The sequence below is a fragment of the Stenotrophomonas thermophila genome (assembly GCF_001499715.1).
GTDB classification, from domain to species: domain Bacteria; phylum Pseudomonadota; class Gammaproteobacteria; order Xanthomonadales; family Xanthomonadaceae; genus Stenotrophomonas; species Stenotrophomonas hibiscicola.
The window spans coordinates 1-15784 of the sequence record NZ_CVIW01000012.1; the positions used below are offsets into that span (position 1 = coordinate 1).

A 15784-nucleotide genomic window follows, 5' to 3' on the forward strand; every position below is an offset into this window, starting at 1 on the left:
ATGGTGCCGCCCAGCGTGGTGTTGCCGGCCACGTTGGATACCAGCGCACCGTTGTTGGTGATGTCACCCACGATCGCGCCGGTTGCACCGCCGTTGCCCACCTGCAATGTGCCACCGGCATTGATGGTGGTACCGCCGGTGTAGGTGTTGTTGCCGGTCAGCACCAGCGTACCGCTGCCGGCCTGGGTCAGGCTGCCACTGCCGCTGACCACACCGCCCACGGTTGCCGTGGTGCCGAGGTTGTAGACCAGGCTGCCGTCGTTGGTGATGTCGCCCAGCACCGAGCCGGTGCTGCCACCGTTGCCGATCTGCAGCGTGCTGCCACCGTTGATGGTGGTGCCACCGGTGTAGGTGTTGTCACCGCTCAGTGTCAGCGTGCCGGTACCACTCTGCACCAGGCCACCGGTGCCGCCGATCACGCCGGCGAACGTGGTGCTGGCGTTGTTGCCGCCGGTGGTCAGCGTTGCACCGCCCAGCGCCACCGTACTGCCGGTAACACCGGCCAGGCCACCGATGCTCTGGTTGCCACCGGCACTGATGTCCAGCGTACCGGTGCCGGCCAGGTTCACCGTGCTGGCGCCGGACAGGCTGCCGCCCGCGCCCACCGCCAGCGTGCCGCTGTTGATGGTGGTGGTGCCGGTGTAGCTGCTGGCGCCGGCCAGGGTCAGCGTGGCCGCACCGTCCTTGGTCAGGCCGCCTGCACCGGAGACCGCACCGGCCAGCGTCAGGTCGTTGTTGCCCAGCACATCAAGCGTGGCACCGGCGCCGAGTGCAACGTTGTTGGCCAGGGTCACCGCCGCGTTGGCATCCAGCGAACCGTTCCCGGCCACGTTCAACGCACCCGTACCGAGCGCGGCATTGTTGCCGACCACCAGCCCGCCGGCATTGAGGGTGACGCCGCCGCTGAAGGTGTTCGCACCGCCCAGCGTCTGCACGCCAGCGCCGTCCTTGATCAGCGCTCCCGTGCCGCCGATGGTGCCGTCGAACGTGGTGTTGCCGACGCCGCCGAGAGTCAGCGTGTTGCCACCCAGCGCCACACTCGAACCCGCCACGCCCGCCAGCGAGCCGATGCTCTGGTTGCCGCCTGCGGAGACATCGAACGCGGTACCCGCATTGGCGAGGGTGACCGCACCGGTCGCCGCCAGGCTGCCGCCGGCACCGATCGCCAGCGTGCCGGCATTGATGGTGGTGCCGCCGGTGAAGGTGTTGGTACCGGTCAGGGTTTCGGTGCCGGTGCCTTCCTTGATCAGGCCGCCGGTGCCGGCAATCGAACCACCGAACGTGCCGTTGCTGGCGTCGCCGATGGTCAGCGTGTTCGCGCCCAGATCCACCGTACCGTTGCCGATCAGCGTGCCGAACACCTGCGTACCCGCACCGGCCGACAGATCGAAGGTCGCGCCGGTGGCCAGGTTGACGGTGCCACTGGCAAGCAGGCTCGCGCCCGCGCCCAGCGCCAGCGTACCGGCGTTGATGTTGGTGCCACCGGAATAGGTGTTGGTGCCGTTCAAGGTCAGTGTGGCCAGGCCCTCCTTGGTGAGGAACCCGGTGCCGCTGAGATTGCCGTTGAGTGTCAGATCGTTGCTGCCCAGCACGGTCAGGCCGGCATTGAGAACGAAGTTGTTGCCCAGCGTGATCGCGCTGTTGGAATCGAGCGAGGCATTGCCACCCACGGTCACCGTACCCGTGCCAAGCGCGGCATTGTTGCCGACCACCAGGCCACCGGCGTTGAGCGTGACGCCACCGCTGAAGGCATTGGCACCATTCAGCGTCTGCACGCCGGCGCCGTTCTTGATCAGGCCGCCACTGCCGCTGATCACGCCGTTGTAGGTGCTGTCGGCGACGCCGCCGAGGGTCAGCGTGTTGCCGCCCAGCGCCACTGTGCTGCCGGCCACGCCGGCCAGCGAACCAATGCTCTGGCTGCCACCGCCGGAGATGTCCAGCGTGCCGGCACCGGCCAGATTCACCGCGCCGGTGGACGCCAAGCTGCCTCCGGCACCGATGGCCAGCGTGCCGTTGTTGATGGTGGTGCCGCCGGAATAGGTGTTGGCACCGGTCAGGGTCACCGTGGCTGCGCCGTCCTTCACCAGACCACCGGCACCGCTGATGATGCCGTCCAGGGTCAGCCCATTGCTGCCGAGCAGGGTGAGGTTGTTGCCGGCAGAGAGGTTGATGGCGTTGCCGAGGGTGACTGCCAGGCTGCTGTCCAGCGTCGCGTCGGCCCCCACGTCCAGCGCCCCCGTACCCAGCGCGCTGTTGTTGCCGACCACCAGGCCGCCACCGTTCAAGGCCAGACCACCACTGAACAGGTTGGCGCCGCCCAGGGTGAGGATACCCACGCCGTTCTTGACCAGCGCACCGGTGCCGGAAATCGAACCGTCGAAGGTGCTGCTGTCGGCGCCGCCGAGGATCAGCGAGTTGGCGCCGAGGCTGACCAGGGAGCCGGTCACGCCAGACAGTGAACCAATCGTCTGGTTGGCACCGGAACCCGAAATGTCGAAGCCCGCGCCGGCGGCGGCGACGTTCACCGCTCCGGACGAGGACAGACTGCCGCCGAGACCGATCGCCAGCGTGCCGGCGTTGATGGTGGTGCCGCCGGTGTAGGTGTTGGTGCCGGTCAGTGTCTCGATACCGCTACCGACCTTGGTCAGGCTACCGGTGCCGGCGATCGAACCGCTGAAGGTGCCGTTGGCGGCGCTGCCCACTTCGATGTTGTTGGCGCCCAGGTTGACCGTGCCGTTGCCAACCAGCGTGCCGAACACCTGCGTGCCGTTGCCGGCCGACAGGTCCAGCGTGGCGCCGGTGGCGAGATTGACGGTGCCGCTTGCGGCCAGGCTGGCCCCGGCGCCGAGTGCCAGCGTGCCGGCGTTGACGTTGGTACCGCCGGTGTAGGTGTTGGCGCCGTTCAAGGTCAGCATCGCAGTGCCGTTCTTGGTCAGGCTGCCGGCACCGGAGAGCACACCGTTGAGGGTGAGCGCGCTGGTGCCCAGCACCGTCAGCCCGGCGTTGAGCACCACGTTGTTGGCCAGCGTCGCCAGCGCGGTGGTATCCAGCGTGGTCGCCCCACCGACGGTGAGCACGCCGGTACCCAGCGCGGCATCATTGCCGAGCACCAGGCCGCCGGCATCGAGCGAGACGCCGCCGCCGAAGGTATTGGCACCGGACAGGGTCTGCACCCCGGCGCCGACCTTCACCAGCCCGCCACCACCACTGATCACGCCATCGAAGGCCCCGTTGGTCGCGGTGCCGAAGGTCAGCGAATTGCCCCCCAGCGCCAGTGTGGTTCCGAGCACGCCGTTGAGCGCACCGATGGTCTGGTTGCCGGTCGCGCCGGAGATATCGAAGCCCGCGCCGGCATTACCGAGCGTGAGGTCGCCAGCGGCAGCCAGACTGCCCCCCACGCCCAGCGCCAGCGTGCCGGCGTTGATGGTGGTGCCACCGCTGTAAGTGTTGGCGCCGTCCAGTGTCAGCGTGGCGGTGCCGTTCTTGATCAGGCTGCCATTGCCGGACACGATGCCGCCCAGGGTCAGCGCATTGCTGCCCGCTACGGTCAGCGCCACGCCCGAGCCAAGGTTCACCGCATTGCCCAGCGTCACCGCGGTGCCGGCATCCAGCGAAGCACTGTTGTTCACCGCCAGCGTGCCGGAACCCAGCGCCCCGTTGGCGCCCACCACCAGGCTGCCGCCGTTCAAGGTCAGGCCGCCATCGAACGTGTTGGTGTTGTTGAGCGTCAGCAGACCCGTACCGTTCTTGACCAGGCTGCCGTTGCCAGCCACCACGCCGCCGAGGGTGACATCATTGGTGCCGCCCAGCGTCAGTTGCGTACCGGCACCAAAGTTCACCGCGTTGGCCAGGTTCAGCGCCACGGTACTGTCCAGCGTGGTGGTGCCACCGATGCCCAGCGGACCCGTGCCGAGCGCACTGGAGTCGCCGAGAATCAGGCCGCCCGCGTTGAGCGCAAGGCCACCGCTGAACGTGTTGGCGCCGGACAGCGTCTGCACGCCCGTACCGGTCTTGATCAGGCCACCGGTACCGTCGATCACGCCGGCAAAACTGCCATCGGCGGCACCGCCGAAGGTGAGTGACTGCGCGCCAAGCAGCAGCTGGCTGCCTGCCACGCCGTTCAGTGCGCCGATGGTCTGCGCTGCACCCGCTGCGGAGATGTCCAGTGCCGCACCGGCGCCCGCAAGATCCACTGCACCGGTTGCGGCAAGACTGCCGCCCGCTCCCAGCGCCAGCGTGCCTGCGTTGATGGTCGTGCCACCGTTGTAGGTATTGGCGCCAGACAACGTCAGCCGCGCCGTACCGTCCTTGATCAGCCCGCCAACACCGAATACCGGGCCGGCGAGCGTCAGGTCGTTGCTGCCCAGCACCGTGAGGTTGGCGCCGGCGGCGAGGCCTATGTTGTTGGTCACGGTGAGCGCCGATGCTGCATCCAGCGAAGCGTTGCCGCCCACGTCCAGCTGGCCGGTACCCAATGCCTGCGCATTGCCCAGCTGCAGCAGGCCCGCGTTGAGGCCAACACCCCCGCTGAAGGTGTTGGCTCCGTTCAACGCCAGTGTCTCCGCACCGTTCTTGACCAGGCCGCCAGTGCCGCTGATGACACCGCCCAGCGACACGTCCTGGCTGCCCAGCAGATCCAGCACCGCGCCTGCACCGAGGTTGACGTCGTTGGCGAGATTCAGGGCCACCGAACTGTCCAGCGTGGTATCGGCCCCCACCGACAATGCACCGGTGCCCAGCGCGCCGGCATTGCCCAGCAGCAGGCCGCCGCCGTTGACGGTCAGCCCCCCACCGAAGCTGTTGGCGCCATTGAGGGTCAAGGTGGTGGCACCGTTCTTCACCAGCCTGCCCGCACCGGACACCACCCCACCCAGCGTGATCGCCTGCGAACCCGGCAGCGACAACGCGGCGCCTGCACCCAGTGCCACGTTGTTGCTCAGGTTCAGCGGCGCACTGCCGTCGAGCGAGACGTTGCCACCGATGCCCAGTGTCCCCGTACCGAGCGCGCCGCTATTGCCCAGCAGCAGGCTGCCCGCGTTTGCGTTCAGTCCACCGCTGAAGGTGTTGGTTCCGTTCAAGGTCAGTGTCGAGGCGCCGTTCTTGACCAGGCTGCCGGTGCCCGTGATGTTGCCGGCCAGGGCCAGGTTCTGGCTACCCGGCAGGGTCAGGGCCGCGCCGAGGTTGATCGCACTGCCCAGGTTCAACGCTGCCGTGGCATCCAGCGACCCGTTGCCACTGACTGTCAGCGCGCCGCTTCCCAGCGCACCGGCGTTGCCCAGCACCAGCCCACCGGCCGCAAGATTCACCCCACCGCTGAAGGTATTGGCACCGGTCAGCGTCTGCACGCCGGTACCCTGCTTGATCAGCCCACCGGTGCCGCCGATCACGCCGGCGAAGGTCTGGTTGGTGGCATCACCGAAGGTGAGCGTGCTGCTGCCCAGCGTCACCGTGCTGCCGGCAATACCGGACAGCGCGCCGATGGTCTGGTTGCCGCCGAGCGAGATGTCCAGGTCCGCGCCAACGCCGGTCAGGCTGACCGCACCGCCGGCGGCCAGGCTTCCGCCGCTGCCCACCGCAACCTTGCCGGCATTGATCGCCAGGCCGCCGATGAAGGTATTTGCGCCACCCAGCGTAAGCGTGGCCGCACCGTTCTTGACCAGGCTGCCGGTGCCACCGATGGCGCCGCCCAGCGTCAATGCATTGCTGCCCAGTACATTCAGCAGGCCACCTGCGCCGAGGTTGATGCCGTTGCTCACGCTCAGCGCCGCGCTGGCATCGAGCGTTGTCGGACCGCCGACATTCAGCGCGCCGGTTCCGAGCGCGCCGGCATTGCCCAGGACCAAGCCACCGGCATTGAGCGCCAGCCCACCACCAAAGGTATTTGCACCGTTGAGCGTCAGCGTGGTCGCACCGCTCTTGACCAGGCTGCCGGTGCCACCGATCACGCCGTTGAACGTCAACGCCTGGTTGCCGAGCAGATTGAGGCTGGCACCCGAACCGAGGTTGACCGCGTTGCCCAGTGCAAGCGCCCCCGTGGTTCCATCGAGCGTCACGTCGCCGCCGACACTGAGCGCACCGCTGCCCAGCGCAGCAGCATTGCCCAGCAGCAGGCCGCCGCCGTTGAGTGCCACGCCGCCACTGAGGTTGTTCACGCCCGACAAGGTCTGCACGCCGGTGCCCAGCTTGACCAGGCCACCCGTGCCTGCGGCGAACGTGCCGCTGTAGCTGGTATCGCCCAGCCCCGCGAGGGTGAGCGTGTGGCTGCCCAGGTTGACCGAACCGCCGAGGCCCGCCAGCGAACCGATGGTCTGGTTGGCGGCCGCCGAAAGATCCAGGCTGGTGCCGACGCCCAGCGTGATCGCGCCGGTGGGCGACAGGCTACCGCCCGCGCCCAAGGCCAACGCGCCCCCGGCCAGGTTGAAGCTGCCGCTCAGCAAATTGGCACCGTTCAGGGTCAGCGTGCCCGCACCGTTCTTGGTCACGTTGCCGGCACCGGAAATCGAGCCACTCAATGACAGCGCATTGCTGCCCAGCAGGTTCAGCGAGCCCCCGCCATTGACCACCAGGTTGTTGCCCAGGTTGAAGCCCGCCGTCGTGTCCAGCGAGGCGCTGCCACCTATGGTCAGATTGCCGCTGCCGAGTGCACCGGCATTGCCCAGCAGCAGGCCGCCGGCATTGAGGTTGACGCCACCGGAGAACAGGTTTGCGCCGCCGAGAGTAACGATGCCGGTGTTGTTGACCGTCAGTCCGCCAGCACCTGAAAGCACGCCATTCAAGCCGAACGCATTGGTCCCGGCCAGGGATAGATTGCCGCCGAGGCTGAAAGCGTTGGCCAGATTCAGACCGGCCGTGGAGGATGCGATGGCACCGCCGTTGGCGGTGAACAGCCCTGTGCCGAAGGAACCGGCATTGTTGAAATTGACCAGGCCATCATTGAGCGTGGTCGCGCCTGCAACCGCCCACGCACCCTGCAGGTTCCAGGTGCCGCTGTTGACGGTGAGTTTCTGGAAATTGAGGTACTGGTTCCAGCCCAGTGTGGTCACCGCTCCGCCGGTGCCGGCCCCCGGACCGCTGACGACGTTCTGCAACACCAGCGTGTTGTTGGCCGCACCACTGCCGGTACCGGCGTCGACCGATCCCGCAGCCGCAACCTTCACCCCGGTAACACCGGTAATCACGCCGGCAAGAGCGCCGCCGCCGCCGCTCACAACGCTGGAACCCGACACTGCGGTGAAGGTGTTGCCGCCGGTTGAATCACCCAGGTGAACGCTGCCACTGACCGCCCCCGCATTGAGGAACGTATTACCGCCAGAAGCGCCTAGGCCGACACGCCCGTCGATGGTGCCGGTGTTGGTCACATTGGCTGCCGCACCACCGTACGTCACCACGGTAGTCGCGTCGGAAACGCTGCCTGCGCCGATCAACGACGTGCTGATCAGGCCGGCGTTGTTGATGGTGGTGGTGCCGTTGACATTCTGTGCCACCAGCGCCTGTCCACCGAAGCCCAGCAGCGTTGCGATGTTGACGACACCCTTGATCTGTCCGCTGGCATTGTTGTTGACGACGATCGCGCTGTTGTTGGCAGAAGCATTGCCGATGACCAGGCCGGGCGAGGCGAGGATGATCGAGCTCGGATCGATCGTGCCATTGTTGTTGACCGTCACGTTGTCGCCGGTCAGCGTTGCTGCGTTGCCGCCGCCTACGATCGGCGGCGTACGCAGCAATGCACCCGCGTCGATGTTCAGCGTGAGGCCGTTGGTCGCGTTGGAGTAGTTGTTGATGTTGGTGGTGCTGTCGCAGTTTACGGTTGTGGTGCCCGTGCACGCTGCGAATGCCGGTCCGCTGGCCAGTGTGGCGGCCAAAGCCGCCGCCAGCTGGTGCGCCCGCAATCGCGGCACCCGCCCTGCGCTGGCCGCGCTTCCGCCGGGATTGCGGGCGATCTCCGAAGCAACCTGCATTACCCCAAGGGCACGATTGAAAACCAGACGGTAAATGCGGTTCATCGGTAAATCTCCATGAAAAGACCGGATGGCACAGCTGGCAGGTTTTTTGGAGACAATGCGGCCCACCCCGGCTCCCGATGCGGGAACAAGGTTCGAGGGCATTAACTCCTGAAAATCTTCACATCTTCACGCGATCGCACCCGGTGACAGGTACGACAGCGTGTCCCTCAAGGCGAAAACTCCCCGGTTTCGCCCGACGAATGGCGGCACTGTGCGACCGTCGGTGCCAGCGGCATGTGAATCACGCTCGTTATTTTCATGACGTACGTCAAATAAAACGGGCGGACAAAATGGTCTTGCCGAAAATGCATATACCTGCCGAAAGCGGAGATTCCTTTCCCCGCCTTAAGTAAATCATTCAGCTGCTCGAGAGTTTCATCAGCACCAGGCCGGAAACGATCAGCACCGCTGCACCGATCCGCATCGGGCTGACCTGCTCGCCGAGGAACACGATGCCGACCACGAATGCACCGACCGCGCCGATGCCGGTCCAGATTGTGTAGGCAGTGCCCAGCGGCAGGCTGCGCATGGCCACTGCAAGCAGCCAGAAGCTGGCGATCATGCCGATGATCGTGACCACGGTGGGGGTGAGCCTGGTGAAGCCTTCGGACTGCTTCATGGACACGGCCCAGACGATTTCCAGCAGGCCGGCGAACAACAGATAGATCCAGGCCATGACAGCCCTCCTCTTGGTAGGGCCAGGCCGTCCTGGTCAGTGGTTCCCGATGTGGGGGAGGCCGTTCCTCCTGGCCGGCATTGTAGCAACGCCGGTCGCGCCGGGCCCTTGCCAGCAGACGCGGGTTACAGCCGATTCAGTGCACGAAGCTGGCGTCGATGTACCTGCCTGCGCTATAGTTGCCGTCTGCCATCGGTCAGCCGATGCGCAGTCCGGCTGTGGTCTCCGGCGCGTCGCGCGCTGCTTCCCCTGATCGGTGAACACCGGTCGCCCCTTGGGCGGCCAACGTCTCTATGGTGGCCCCGTCGGCCCCTCGCGACGCTAGGTCGAAAATCCCGCCAGGGCCGGAAGGCAGCAACGGTATCGATCGACGCGGGCGCCGAGGTCAGCCGGCGGGGCCATCGCCTTTTCGGGCGCCCCACGGCCCTGGTAGCCGCCAATCTTGATTGGCGCCCCTCGCCGGGCATGGCCCACCGCTACCGCGCCTGCGGCGTTCCCTGATGGAACACCACACGCCACCCCTGCGCATGCCGACGCCACAGCGAACTGCGCAGCACCCAGCGTTGCGCCTGGCCATCGACGTGATGGCGGCTGCGGTAGCGCACCTGGGCCAGGCCCTGGGCCAGCAACCACACGGCGTACTGTTCCGATTCAATCAGCACCTGCGCGCGCTCCAACGGGATCTCCAGCAACGCGGCATCACGACCGTAGCATTGTCCGGAACTGCCGATCTCGCTGAAATCCTCGTCCAGCAGGGCCGAAAGGGCCTGGCGGTCACCCCGCACCTGCGGCGCATGCAGCGCGCGTTCCAGCGCCTCCAGTTCGGCGGCCAACGCTGCGTCCGCAGGCTGGCCCACGTCGATCACGCCGGATCCTGCGCCAGTACGTGCGGCGCGGTCGGGCTGGCCAGGGGCACGCACTGCCCCGGCTGCGCAACACGGTGCCCCCGCGCCGCCAGCGCCTGGCCATCGGCCACGCTGGCATAGTGGTAGAGCATCATCCGCGCCCGCAGCTCGGCGCTGTACTCACGCTCCAGATCGTCCACGCCGGTGTGCGACGGATTGCCGTGCAGGCCGCAGTCGTGGGCGATCAGCTCGTTGTCATTGGCGAAGCGGGCCAGCATCTCCGGAATCGGCCGGGTATCGCCGCTCCAGGTCAGCGCGCCCTGCAGGCGCAGGCCATAGGCCGTCTCCGGCCAGTGGTGGCGCACTGGGAACACCTCCAGGCGCACTCCCTCGTGCCAGAACGCATCGCCCACCACGATCAGCTGGAAGGCATCCCAGAAGTTCGCACCGCCCTCGGCCAGCACGTTCGGATAGTCACCGATGCGCTGGTGCAGCAGCGGCACCACCGTGGCCGGCACATACAGGCGCACCTTGCCGCGCTGCTGCGCATTGAAGAAGGTGTCCACGAACAGCCGTTCGAAGCCGGCCACGTGGTCAAGGTGCACATGGGTCACGAACAACGCCTGCGGCATGTGGCCGTAGTGCGCCTTGAATGCGGTCAGCCCTTCACCACCACAATCAATGGTCAGCCACGGACGCCCATCCCGCTCGATCACCGACATCGGCGACCCCAGCTCGACCGCCGACGCATTGCCGACGCCGAGGAAACGCAACGACCAATCCATCAGGTGCCCCGGTTCCAGGCCATGTCATAGGCACGGCGCAGCCGCGCGTAGTCCTTCTGCACATCTTCCACGCTGCGCTCGCCGCGCAACTTGATCAGCGAGCGCAGCAGGCGCTTGAGGTTGCGTTCGCGCCAGGCGGTGGCCGGAATGCGGATCACCCCACGGTCGAAGTCGATCAGCCAGCCATGGCCGTTGCCATCGAACAGGATGTTGTGCGCGTTGAGGTCGGCATGGTCCAGGCCGGCACGATGGAAGCGGGCGATCAGCCGCCCCGTCTCCTCCCAGGGCGCGCCCCGGCCGGCGACCAGGGCGCGGTCGGCCAGCGAGCGCACGCCCTCGATCCGCTCCATCAGGATCGCGGCCCGGTAGCGCAGGCCCTCGCGCATGTAGAACGCGGCGATCGGCCGTGGCACCGGCAGCTTCTTCTCGCGCAGCGCGCGCATCAGCCGGAATTCGGCGAAGCTGCGGGTCCGGTCCGAACCGCGCCACAGGTACTGGTCGTGGCTGAGCTTCGCGGCCAGGCCGCCCCGCAGGTAGTGCCGCAGCACGCTGGCCCCGAACGGCGCATCGACGAACCAGGCGCTGCCGCGGCCGCCCTCGCCCACCGGTCGGGCCCTGCTGCCCCAGTGCTGGGGCGAGAACAGGCCGATGTCGGCTTGCCGCAGCCGCTCGCGGTCGAACAGAATGGCCCCGATGCCGCGACCCTCGCGGCATGGCGTCAGCGCTTCATTGGCGTCGAATGCGACCATTTCATTGAGTCTAACAACACATGGCATCAGCGTCCTCCTCCTTGTGCCTCCTGCGCCTGTCCGCACTCGGCGACGTCACCCACGTGGTGCCCCTGGTGCGCACCCTGCAGGCTGCGCGCCCGGACACGCCGATCCACTGGATCATCGACAAGGTTGGCCACAAGCTGCTTGACGGCCTGCCCGGTGTCACCTTCCATGCCTACGACAAGAAGAGCGGCATGGCTGGGGTCAAGGAACTGCGCAGGCAACTGCCACCGGGGCGCTTCGAGGCGCTTCTGCAGATGCAGGTCGCATTCCGCGCCAACCTGCTGTCAGCCTTCATTCCGGCCGAGCGCCGCATCGGCTACGACCGCAGCCGCTCCAAGGACCTGCACGGGCTCTTCATCAACGAGCGCATTCCTGACCGCCCCGGCATCCATGTACTGGATGCCATCGGCAGCTTCTGCGAACCGCTGGGCCTGCGCCAGACCGAAGTCAGCTGGGATCTGGCCGTGCCGCCCTCCGCCTTCGAGTGGGCCGCCGCGCAGTGGCAGGACGATGGCCGCCCGGTGCTGATGATCTCGCCCTGCTCCAGCCACGTGCGGCGCAACTGGTATGCGGACCGCTATGCAGCGGTGGCCAACCACGCCGCACAGCGCGGTTGGCGGGTGGTGCTGTGCGGTGGCCGCAGCGAACTGGAGCGCCACATGGCCGATGCGATCCAGGCGCAGCTGCAGACGCCGGCACTGGACCTGGTCGGCAAGGACACGTTGAAGCAGCTGCCTGCCCTGCTGGCCCGCGCCAATCTGGTGATGACCCCGGACTCGGGCCCGATGCACATCGCCAACGCGATGGGCGCCAAAGTGCTGGGCCTGCATGCAGCCAGCAATCCGGACCGCAGTGGCCCGTACTCGGACCGCCGCTACTGCGTGGACCGCTACGATGATGCCGCGCGCAAGTACCTGGCCAAGCAGGCGGCGGACCTGAAGTGGGGCACCAAGATCGAATTCGACGATGTGATGGAACTGATCACCGTGGAAGACGGTATCGCTGCGTTCGAACGCTACGTCGCCGACCACCTGGGGTGATCGGCAGCCTGCCCGGGTTTACGTGCGCTGCGCGTAATCCTGGTAGGACTTCTCTTCCACGTACGCCGAGCCCAGCGCCAGGTTGATCGCCTTCTTGATGCGCGCGCGCTCGTCGTTGCGCAGGTAGACACTGCGCGCCAGGTCGATGAAGCCCTGGTCGAACGCCTGCACCTTCTCCTTCAGGCGGATGTCGTCCTCGATGTCCCACAGCTGCTCGTTGACCGCCTTCAGCTCGGCACGCAGCCTGGCGATGTCCTTCACCGCGGCCGGGTGTGCCATCCAGGTCTGCTCCAGCGCCGACAGCTCTTTGCGCACATTGGCCAGCTTGCCCTCGTCGCTGATGCGCTCGGACTTGATCTGCAGGATCGAGATCTTGTCCAGCAGCTCGCCGAAGGAAACGGGGACGAGGATTTCAGCGGTCATCGGGAAAAGCTCCAGCAGGTGATGCGTACATGTTAACCCGCAGCGTACGCACGGATATCCCGGGTAGATCCACGCCATGCGTGGATGAGCCTGCCAGCAGGAACAGCATCCACGCACCGCGCGGATCTCCCGTGATGCATCTGGAGGACCAAGCCCCTCTGTTGAGGTGCTGCCCCGACAGGGGCGGGGAGAGGCCGGCAAAGGGAGGGGCCCACGCGTTGCGCAGCAACGTGTGGGGCGACGCGCAGAGCGCGTCGCGTCCCGCGCCAGATAAAGAAAAAAGGGCCGCCTTTCGGCAGCCCTTTTTCTTTATCTGGCGGAGAGGGGGGGATTCGAACCCCCGAGGCGCTATAAACGCCTGCCTGATTTCGAGTCAGGTACATTCAACCACTCTGCCACCTCTCCGGGTGGTCCCCGGCGGACCGGGGACGCGCATCATACGAGGAAGTGAGGCCGACGACAAGTCATTCCGGCCCATGAAGTGAAAATTTCCTGGGCGCATGCCTTGCCGGATGCGTGCGGCCACCCGATGATGCCTGTCTCCCCAGCAACACCCTGCCCCAGCCCCCATGATCGAATTCGGACACCTCACCCACCCCGGCATGCGCCGCGAGCTCAACGAGGACACCTACTACGGTGACAGCGAGCTGGCCCTGTGGCTGGTGGCCGATGGCATGGGCGGGCACGCCTGCGGTGAAGTGGCCAGCGCGCTGGCACGCGAAACCATCGTGCGCGAGATACGCCGTGGCGCGCCATTGGCCCAGGCCATCCGCACCGCCGACGAAGAGATCATCCGCACCTCACGCCGTCGCAATGACAGCCTGCCGATGGGCACCACCGTGGTCGCCGCGCGCGTGCAGGGCAACCGCTATGAAGTGGCCTGGGTCGGCGACAGCCGCGCCTACCTGTGGCGCGATGGACAGCTGGCACAGCTCAGCCAGGACCACAGCGTGGTGCAGGAACTGGTCGCGCAGGGAAACCTGACCGCCGAACAGGCGCGTGCGCATCCGCATCGCAACGTGGTTACCCAGGCGCTGGGCGTGACCGATCCGGCACACCTGAACGTGGCCACCACCAGCGGTGAACTGCGCCCGGGAATGCAGCTGCTGCTGTGCAGTGACGGCCTGACCGAGGAGGTGGACGACCGCAGTATCGCCCGCACCCTCGCCTACGAAGATGCCAGCGCGCAGGAATGCGTGGACACGCTGGTCGCAGCCGCGCTCGACGGCGGTGGCCGCGACAACATCAGCGTGATCCTGGTGCGCTGCCATTGACCGGTAGATCCACGCCACGCGTAGATGCGGTAATGCCGGCCGCTGGCCGGCTCACCGGGAAACCCCGTATCACGTAGATGCCGGCCAGCGGCCGGCACCACCTCGATGTATTACGCGCTGACGGGTTCTTCCACCCTCGGGCCATCCCACAGCGCGTGGCCGGCCTTCTTGCGCAACCGCTCCAGCCGCGCGGCATGCGCTTCCAGCTCCGACGGCGTGGCCACTACGCGCGGGCGCGGCAGCAGCTTGCTGGTATCGAAGGCCTGCAGCGCCGCACCGGCGCCACCGCCATCGTCATCCCCCAGGCCGAATCCGATCTCTTCCTGCCCCGAGGTCAGCGCGATGTAGACGTCACCCAGGATCTGCGCATCGAGCAGGCCGCCATGCAGCGCACGGTGCGAATTGTCCACGCCCAGCCGCTTGCACAGCGCATCCAGCGAATTGCGCTGGCCCGGGAAGCGCTCGCGCGCCATCACCAGGGTATCGATCACCGTGCAGCGATCGGTGATCTTCCCGTACTGCGGGCCCAGCAACGACAGTTCGTTGTCGAGGAAGCCCAGGTCGAACGCCGCGTTGTGGATGATCAGCTCGGCGCCATCGATGAAGGCAAGGAATTCATCGGCGATCTGCGCGAAGTCCGGCTTGTCAGCCAGAAACTCCAGGGTCAGGCCGGTGACTTCCTGCGCGCCCTGTTCGAACTCGCAGTCCGGCTTGATGTACTGGTGGTAGTTGTTGCCGGTCGGGCGGCGCTTGAACAGCTCCACGCAGCCGATTTCGACGATGCGGTTGCCCTTCTTCCACTCCAGGCCGGTGGTTTCGGTATCGAGGATGATCTGACGCATGGGCTCAGTTTACCGGGCTGGCGTCGCGGATCTGGATGGCCGCGTTGCGGGCCAGGGTATCCACCCGCTCATTGTCCGGATCGCCGGAGTGGCCCTTCACCCAGCGCCAGTCGATCTGGTGCCGCAGCGTGGCCGCATGCAGGCGCTCCCACAGCTCGCGGTTCTTCACCGGCTCACCGCCGGCGGTCTTCCAGTTCTTGCGGATCCAGCCCGGCATCCACTGGGTCAGCCCCTGCCGCACGTACTGCGAATCGGTGTAGAGCACGATGTTGCACGGCTCGGTCAGCGTCTCCAACCCGGAAATGGCGGCCATCAGCTCCATCCGGTTGTTGGTGGTGTGCGCTTCGCCGCCGCTCAGTTCACGCTCATGGCCCTTGTAGCGCAGCAGTGCAGCCCAGCCGCCGGGGCCGGGATTGCCAAGGCAGGAACCGTCGGTGTGGATTTCGATGGTTTTCAATACAACTCCAGAATCAGGTGGCTACGGTGCCGTGCCAGCGCACCGGCAGCGGTGTCGGCCCGGGCAGGGCGAGCGTGCGCTTTTCTGCATGGAACAGGCAGGCCGCGCGCAGTGGCGCCCACCCGCCCGGGCGATGGCTGCCGGCACCGCGCCAGAGGGGGCCGATGTAACGCATATCGTCGCACTCCAGCCCGTGGCGGCCGAGCAGCAGGCGAATCCGCTGCGGCGTGCGCACCACCAGTCCGTGCTGGCGCCAATGTGTACGGTAGGGGCTGAACGGGTTGAGGCTGCTCAGCCACAGGTGGCCGCCCGGCATCAGCACGCGCTCGCACTCATCCAGCAGCTGGTCGGCATCGCCGGTGGTCACATGCTGCAGCACGATCGCGTTGACACTCTCGTTGGCCAGCGGCAGCGGCAGTGCGCAGCGGGTATCGCCGGCATAGCCCTGCCCCTGCCGGAACAGGCGCAGGCCACGCCCGCCGAGCTGCGCATCATCAAGCCAGCACGCGCTTGGCGCGATCCACAACCAGGGTTGTGCCGGCAGCACTGACAGCTGCGGCAGCAGTAATTGCCGCTCCAGCACGCGCAGGGATTCCGCCGGTTCACTGTCGAACCACGGGGTCTGGCTCGCTTGACGGGTGCTCTGCAGCGCGGGCATGGTCC

The 15784-nt window shown here is 66.8% G+C and carries 11 protein-coding genes, 1 tRNA gene and 1 other RNA gene; 3 read left to right on the plus strand and 10 right to left on the minus strand.

Features of this window, described 5'->3' with window-relative positions; all coding sequences use genetic code 11:
* Together BN1263_RS06700 and BN1263_RS06705 are read right to left on the minus strand one after the other, a co-directional pair.
* The coding region (locus tag BN1263_RS06700; protein ID WP_058980309.1) for an autotransporter-associated beta strand repeat-containing protein at nt 1–8003 on the minus strand (8003 nt) is incomplete at its 3' end.
* 358 nt (nt 8004–8361) lie between these two features.
* The gene (locus BN1263_RS06705; RefSeq protein ID WP_005415486.1) at nt 8362–8679 is read right to left on the minus strand and encodes a DMT family transporter; all 318 of its coding nucleotides are present in this window, start codon (nt 8677–8679) and stop codon (nt 8362–8364) included.
* Nucleotides 8680–8981: 302 nt separating this feature from the next.
* On the opposite strand from BN1263_RS06705, the gene ffs reads away from it, so the two are divergent.
* An RNA gene (gene ffs / locus BN1263_RS20040) (signal recognition particle sRNA small type) lies at nt 8982–9078 on the plus strand.
* A gap of 77 nt (nt 9079–9155) precedes the next feature.
* On the opposite strand, the gene BN1263_RS06710 is transcribed toward ffs, so the two are convergent.
* The 3 genes from BN1263_RS06710 to BN1263_RS06720 are packed head-to-tail and all read right to left on the minus strand — an operon-like array spanning nt 9156 to nt 11058.
* Entirely contained in the window at nt 9156–9545 is a 390-nt protein-coding gene (locus tag BN1263_RS06710; RefSeq protein ID WP_058980310.1) for a nuclear transport factor 2 family protein, read from the minus strand.
* Nucleotides 9542–10309: an MBL fold metallo-hydrolase gene (locus tag BN1263_RS06715; protein ID WP_058980311.1), complete on the minus strand. Its 768-nt coding sequence runs from the start codon at nt 10307–10309 to the stop codon at nt 9542–9544. The genes BN1263_RS06710 and BN1263_RS06715 overlap by 4 nt, the downstream gene beginning before the upstream one ends.
* Nucleotides 10309–11058: a 3-deoxy-D-manno-octulosonic acid kinase gene (locus BN1263_RS06720; protein WP_021204519.1), complete on the minus strand. Its 750-nt coding sequence runs from the start codon at nt 11056–11058 to the stop codon at nt 10309–10311. Before BN1263_RS06720 ends, BN1263_RS06715 begins: the two co-directional genes overlap by 1 nt.
* A gap of 20 nt (nt 11059–11078) precedes the next feature.
* Between BN1263_RS06720 and BN1263_RS06725 the strand changes: the two genes are divergently transcribed.
* Nucleotides 11079–12125, plus strand: a complete 1047-nt coding sequence (locus tag BN1263_RS06725) for a glycosyltransferase family 9 protein (protein ID WP_058980312.1) — start codon at nt 11079–11081, stop codon at nt 12123–12125.
* A gap of 18 nt (nt 12126–12143) precedes the next feature.
* Here BN1263_RS06725 and BN1263_RS06730 read toward each other — a convergent pair whose 3' ends face one another.
* Together BN1263_RS06730 and BN1263_RS06735 are read right to left on the minus strand one after the other, a co-directional pair.
* The gene (locus BN1263_RS06730; RefSeq protein ID WP_058980313.1) at nt 12144–12548 is read right to left on the minus strand and encodes a DUF6165 family protein; all 405 of its coding nucleotides are present in this window, start codon (nt 12546–12548) and stop codon (nt 12144–12146) included.
* A gap of 314 nt (nt 12549–12862) precedes the next feature.
* Nucleotides 12863–12953, minus strand: a tRNA-Ser gene (locus BN1263_RS06735).
* Nucleotides 12954–13117: 164 nt separating this feature from the next.
* Here BN1263_RS06735 and BN1263_RS06740 point away from each other — a divergent pair.
* Nucleotides 13118–13822, plus strand: coding sequence for a PP2C family protein-serine/threonine phosphatase (locus BN1263_RS06740; RefSeq protein WP_019659519.1), 705 nt, complete (start codon nt 13118–13120; stop codon nt 13820–13822).
* A gap of 110 nt (nt 13823–13932) precedes the next feature.
* Here the strand turns inward: BN1263_RS06740 and dnaQ are convergent, their stop codons facing one another.
* The 3 genes from dnaQ to BN1263_RS06755 are packed head-to-tail and all read right to left on the minus strand — an operon-like array spanning nt 13933 to nt 15779.
* On the minus strand, nt 13933–14664 hold the full coding sequence (gene dnaQ, locus BN1263_RS06745) for a DNA polymerase III subunit epsilon (RefSeq protein WP_058980314.1): 732 nt from the start codon (nt 14662–14664) through the stop codon (nt 13933–13935).
* A 4-nt stretch (nt 14665–14668) separates the two neighbouring features.
* Entirely contained in the window at nt 14669–15121 is a 453-nt protein-coding gene (gene rnhA, locus BN1263_RS06750) for a ribonuclease HI (RefSeq protein ID WP_019659521.1), read from the minus strand.
* A 13-nt stretch (nt 15122–15134) separates the two neighbouring features.
* Nucleotides 15135–15779 carry a class I SAM-dependent methyltransferase gene (locus tag BN1263_RS06755; protein ID WP_058980315.1) on the minus strand — a complete coding sequence of 215 codons (645 nt, stop codon included), beginning with the start codon at nt 15777–15779 and terminating at the stop codon, nt 15135–15137.
* Nucleotides 15780–15784: the final 5 nt, after the last annotated feature.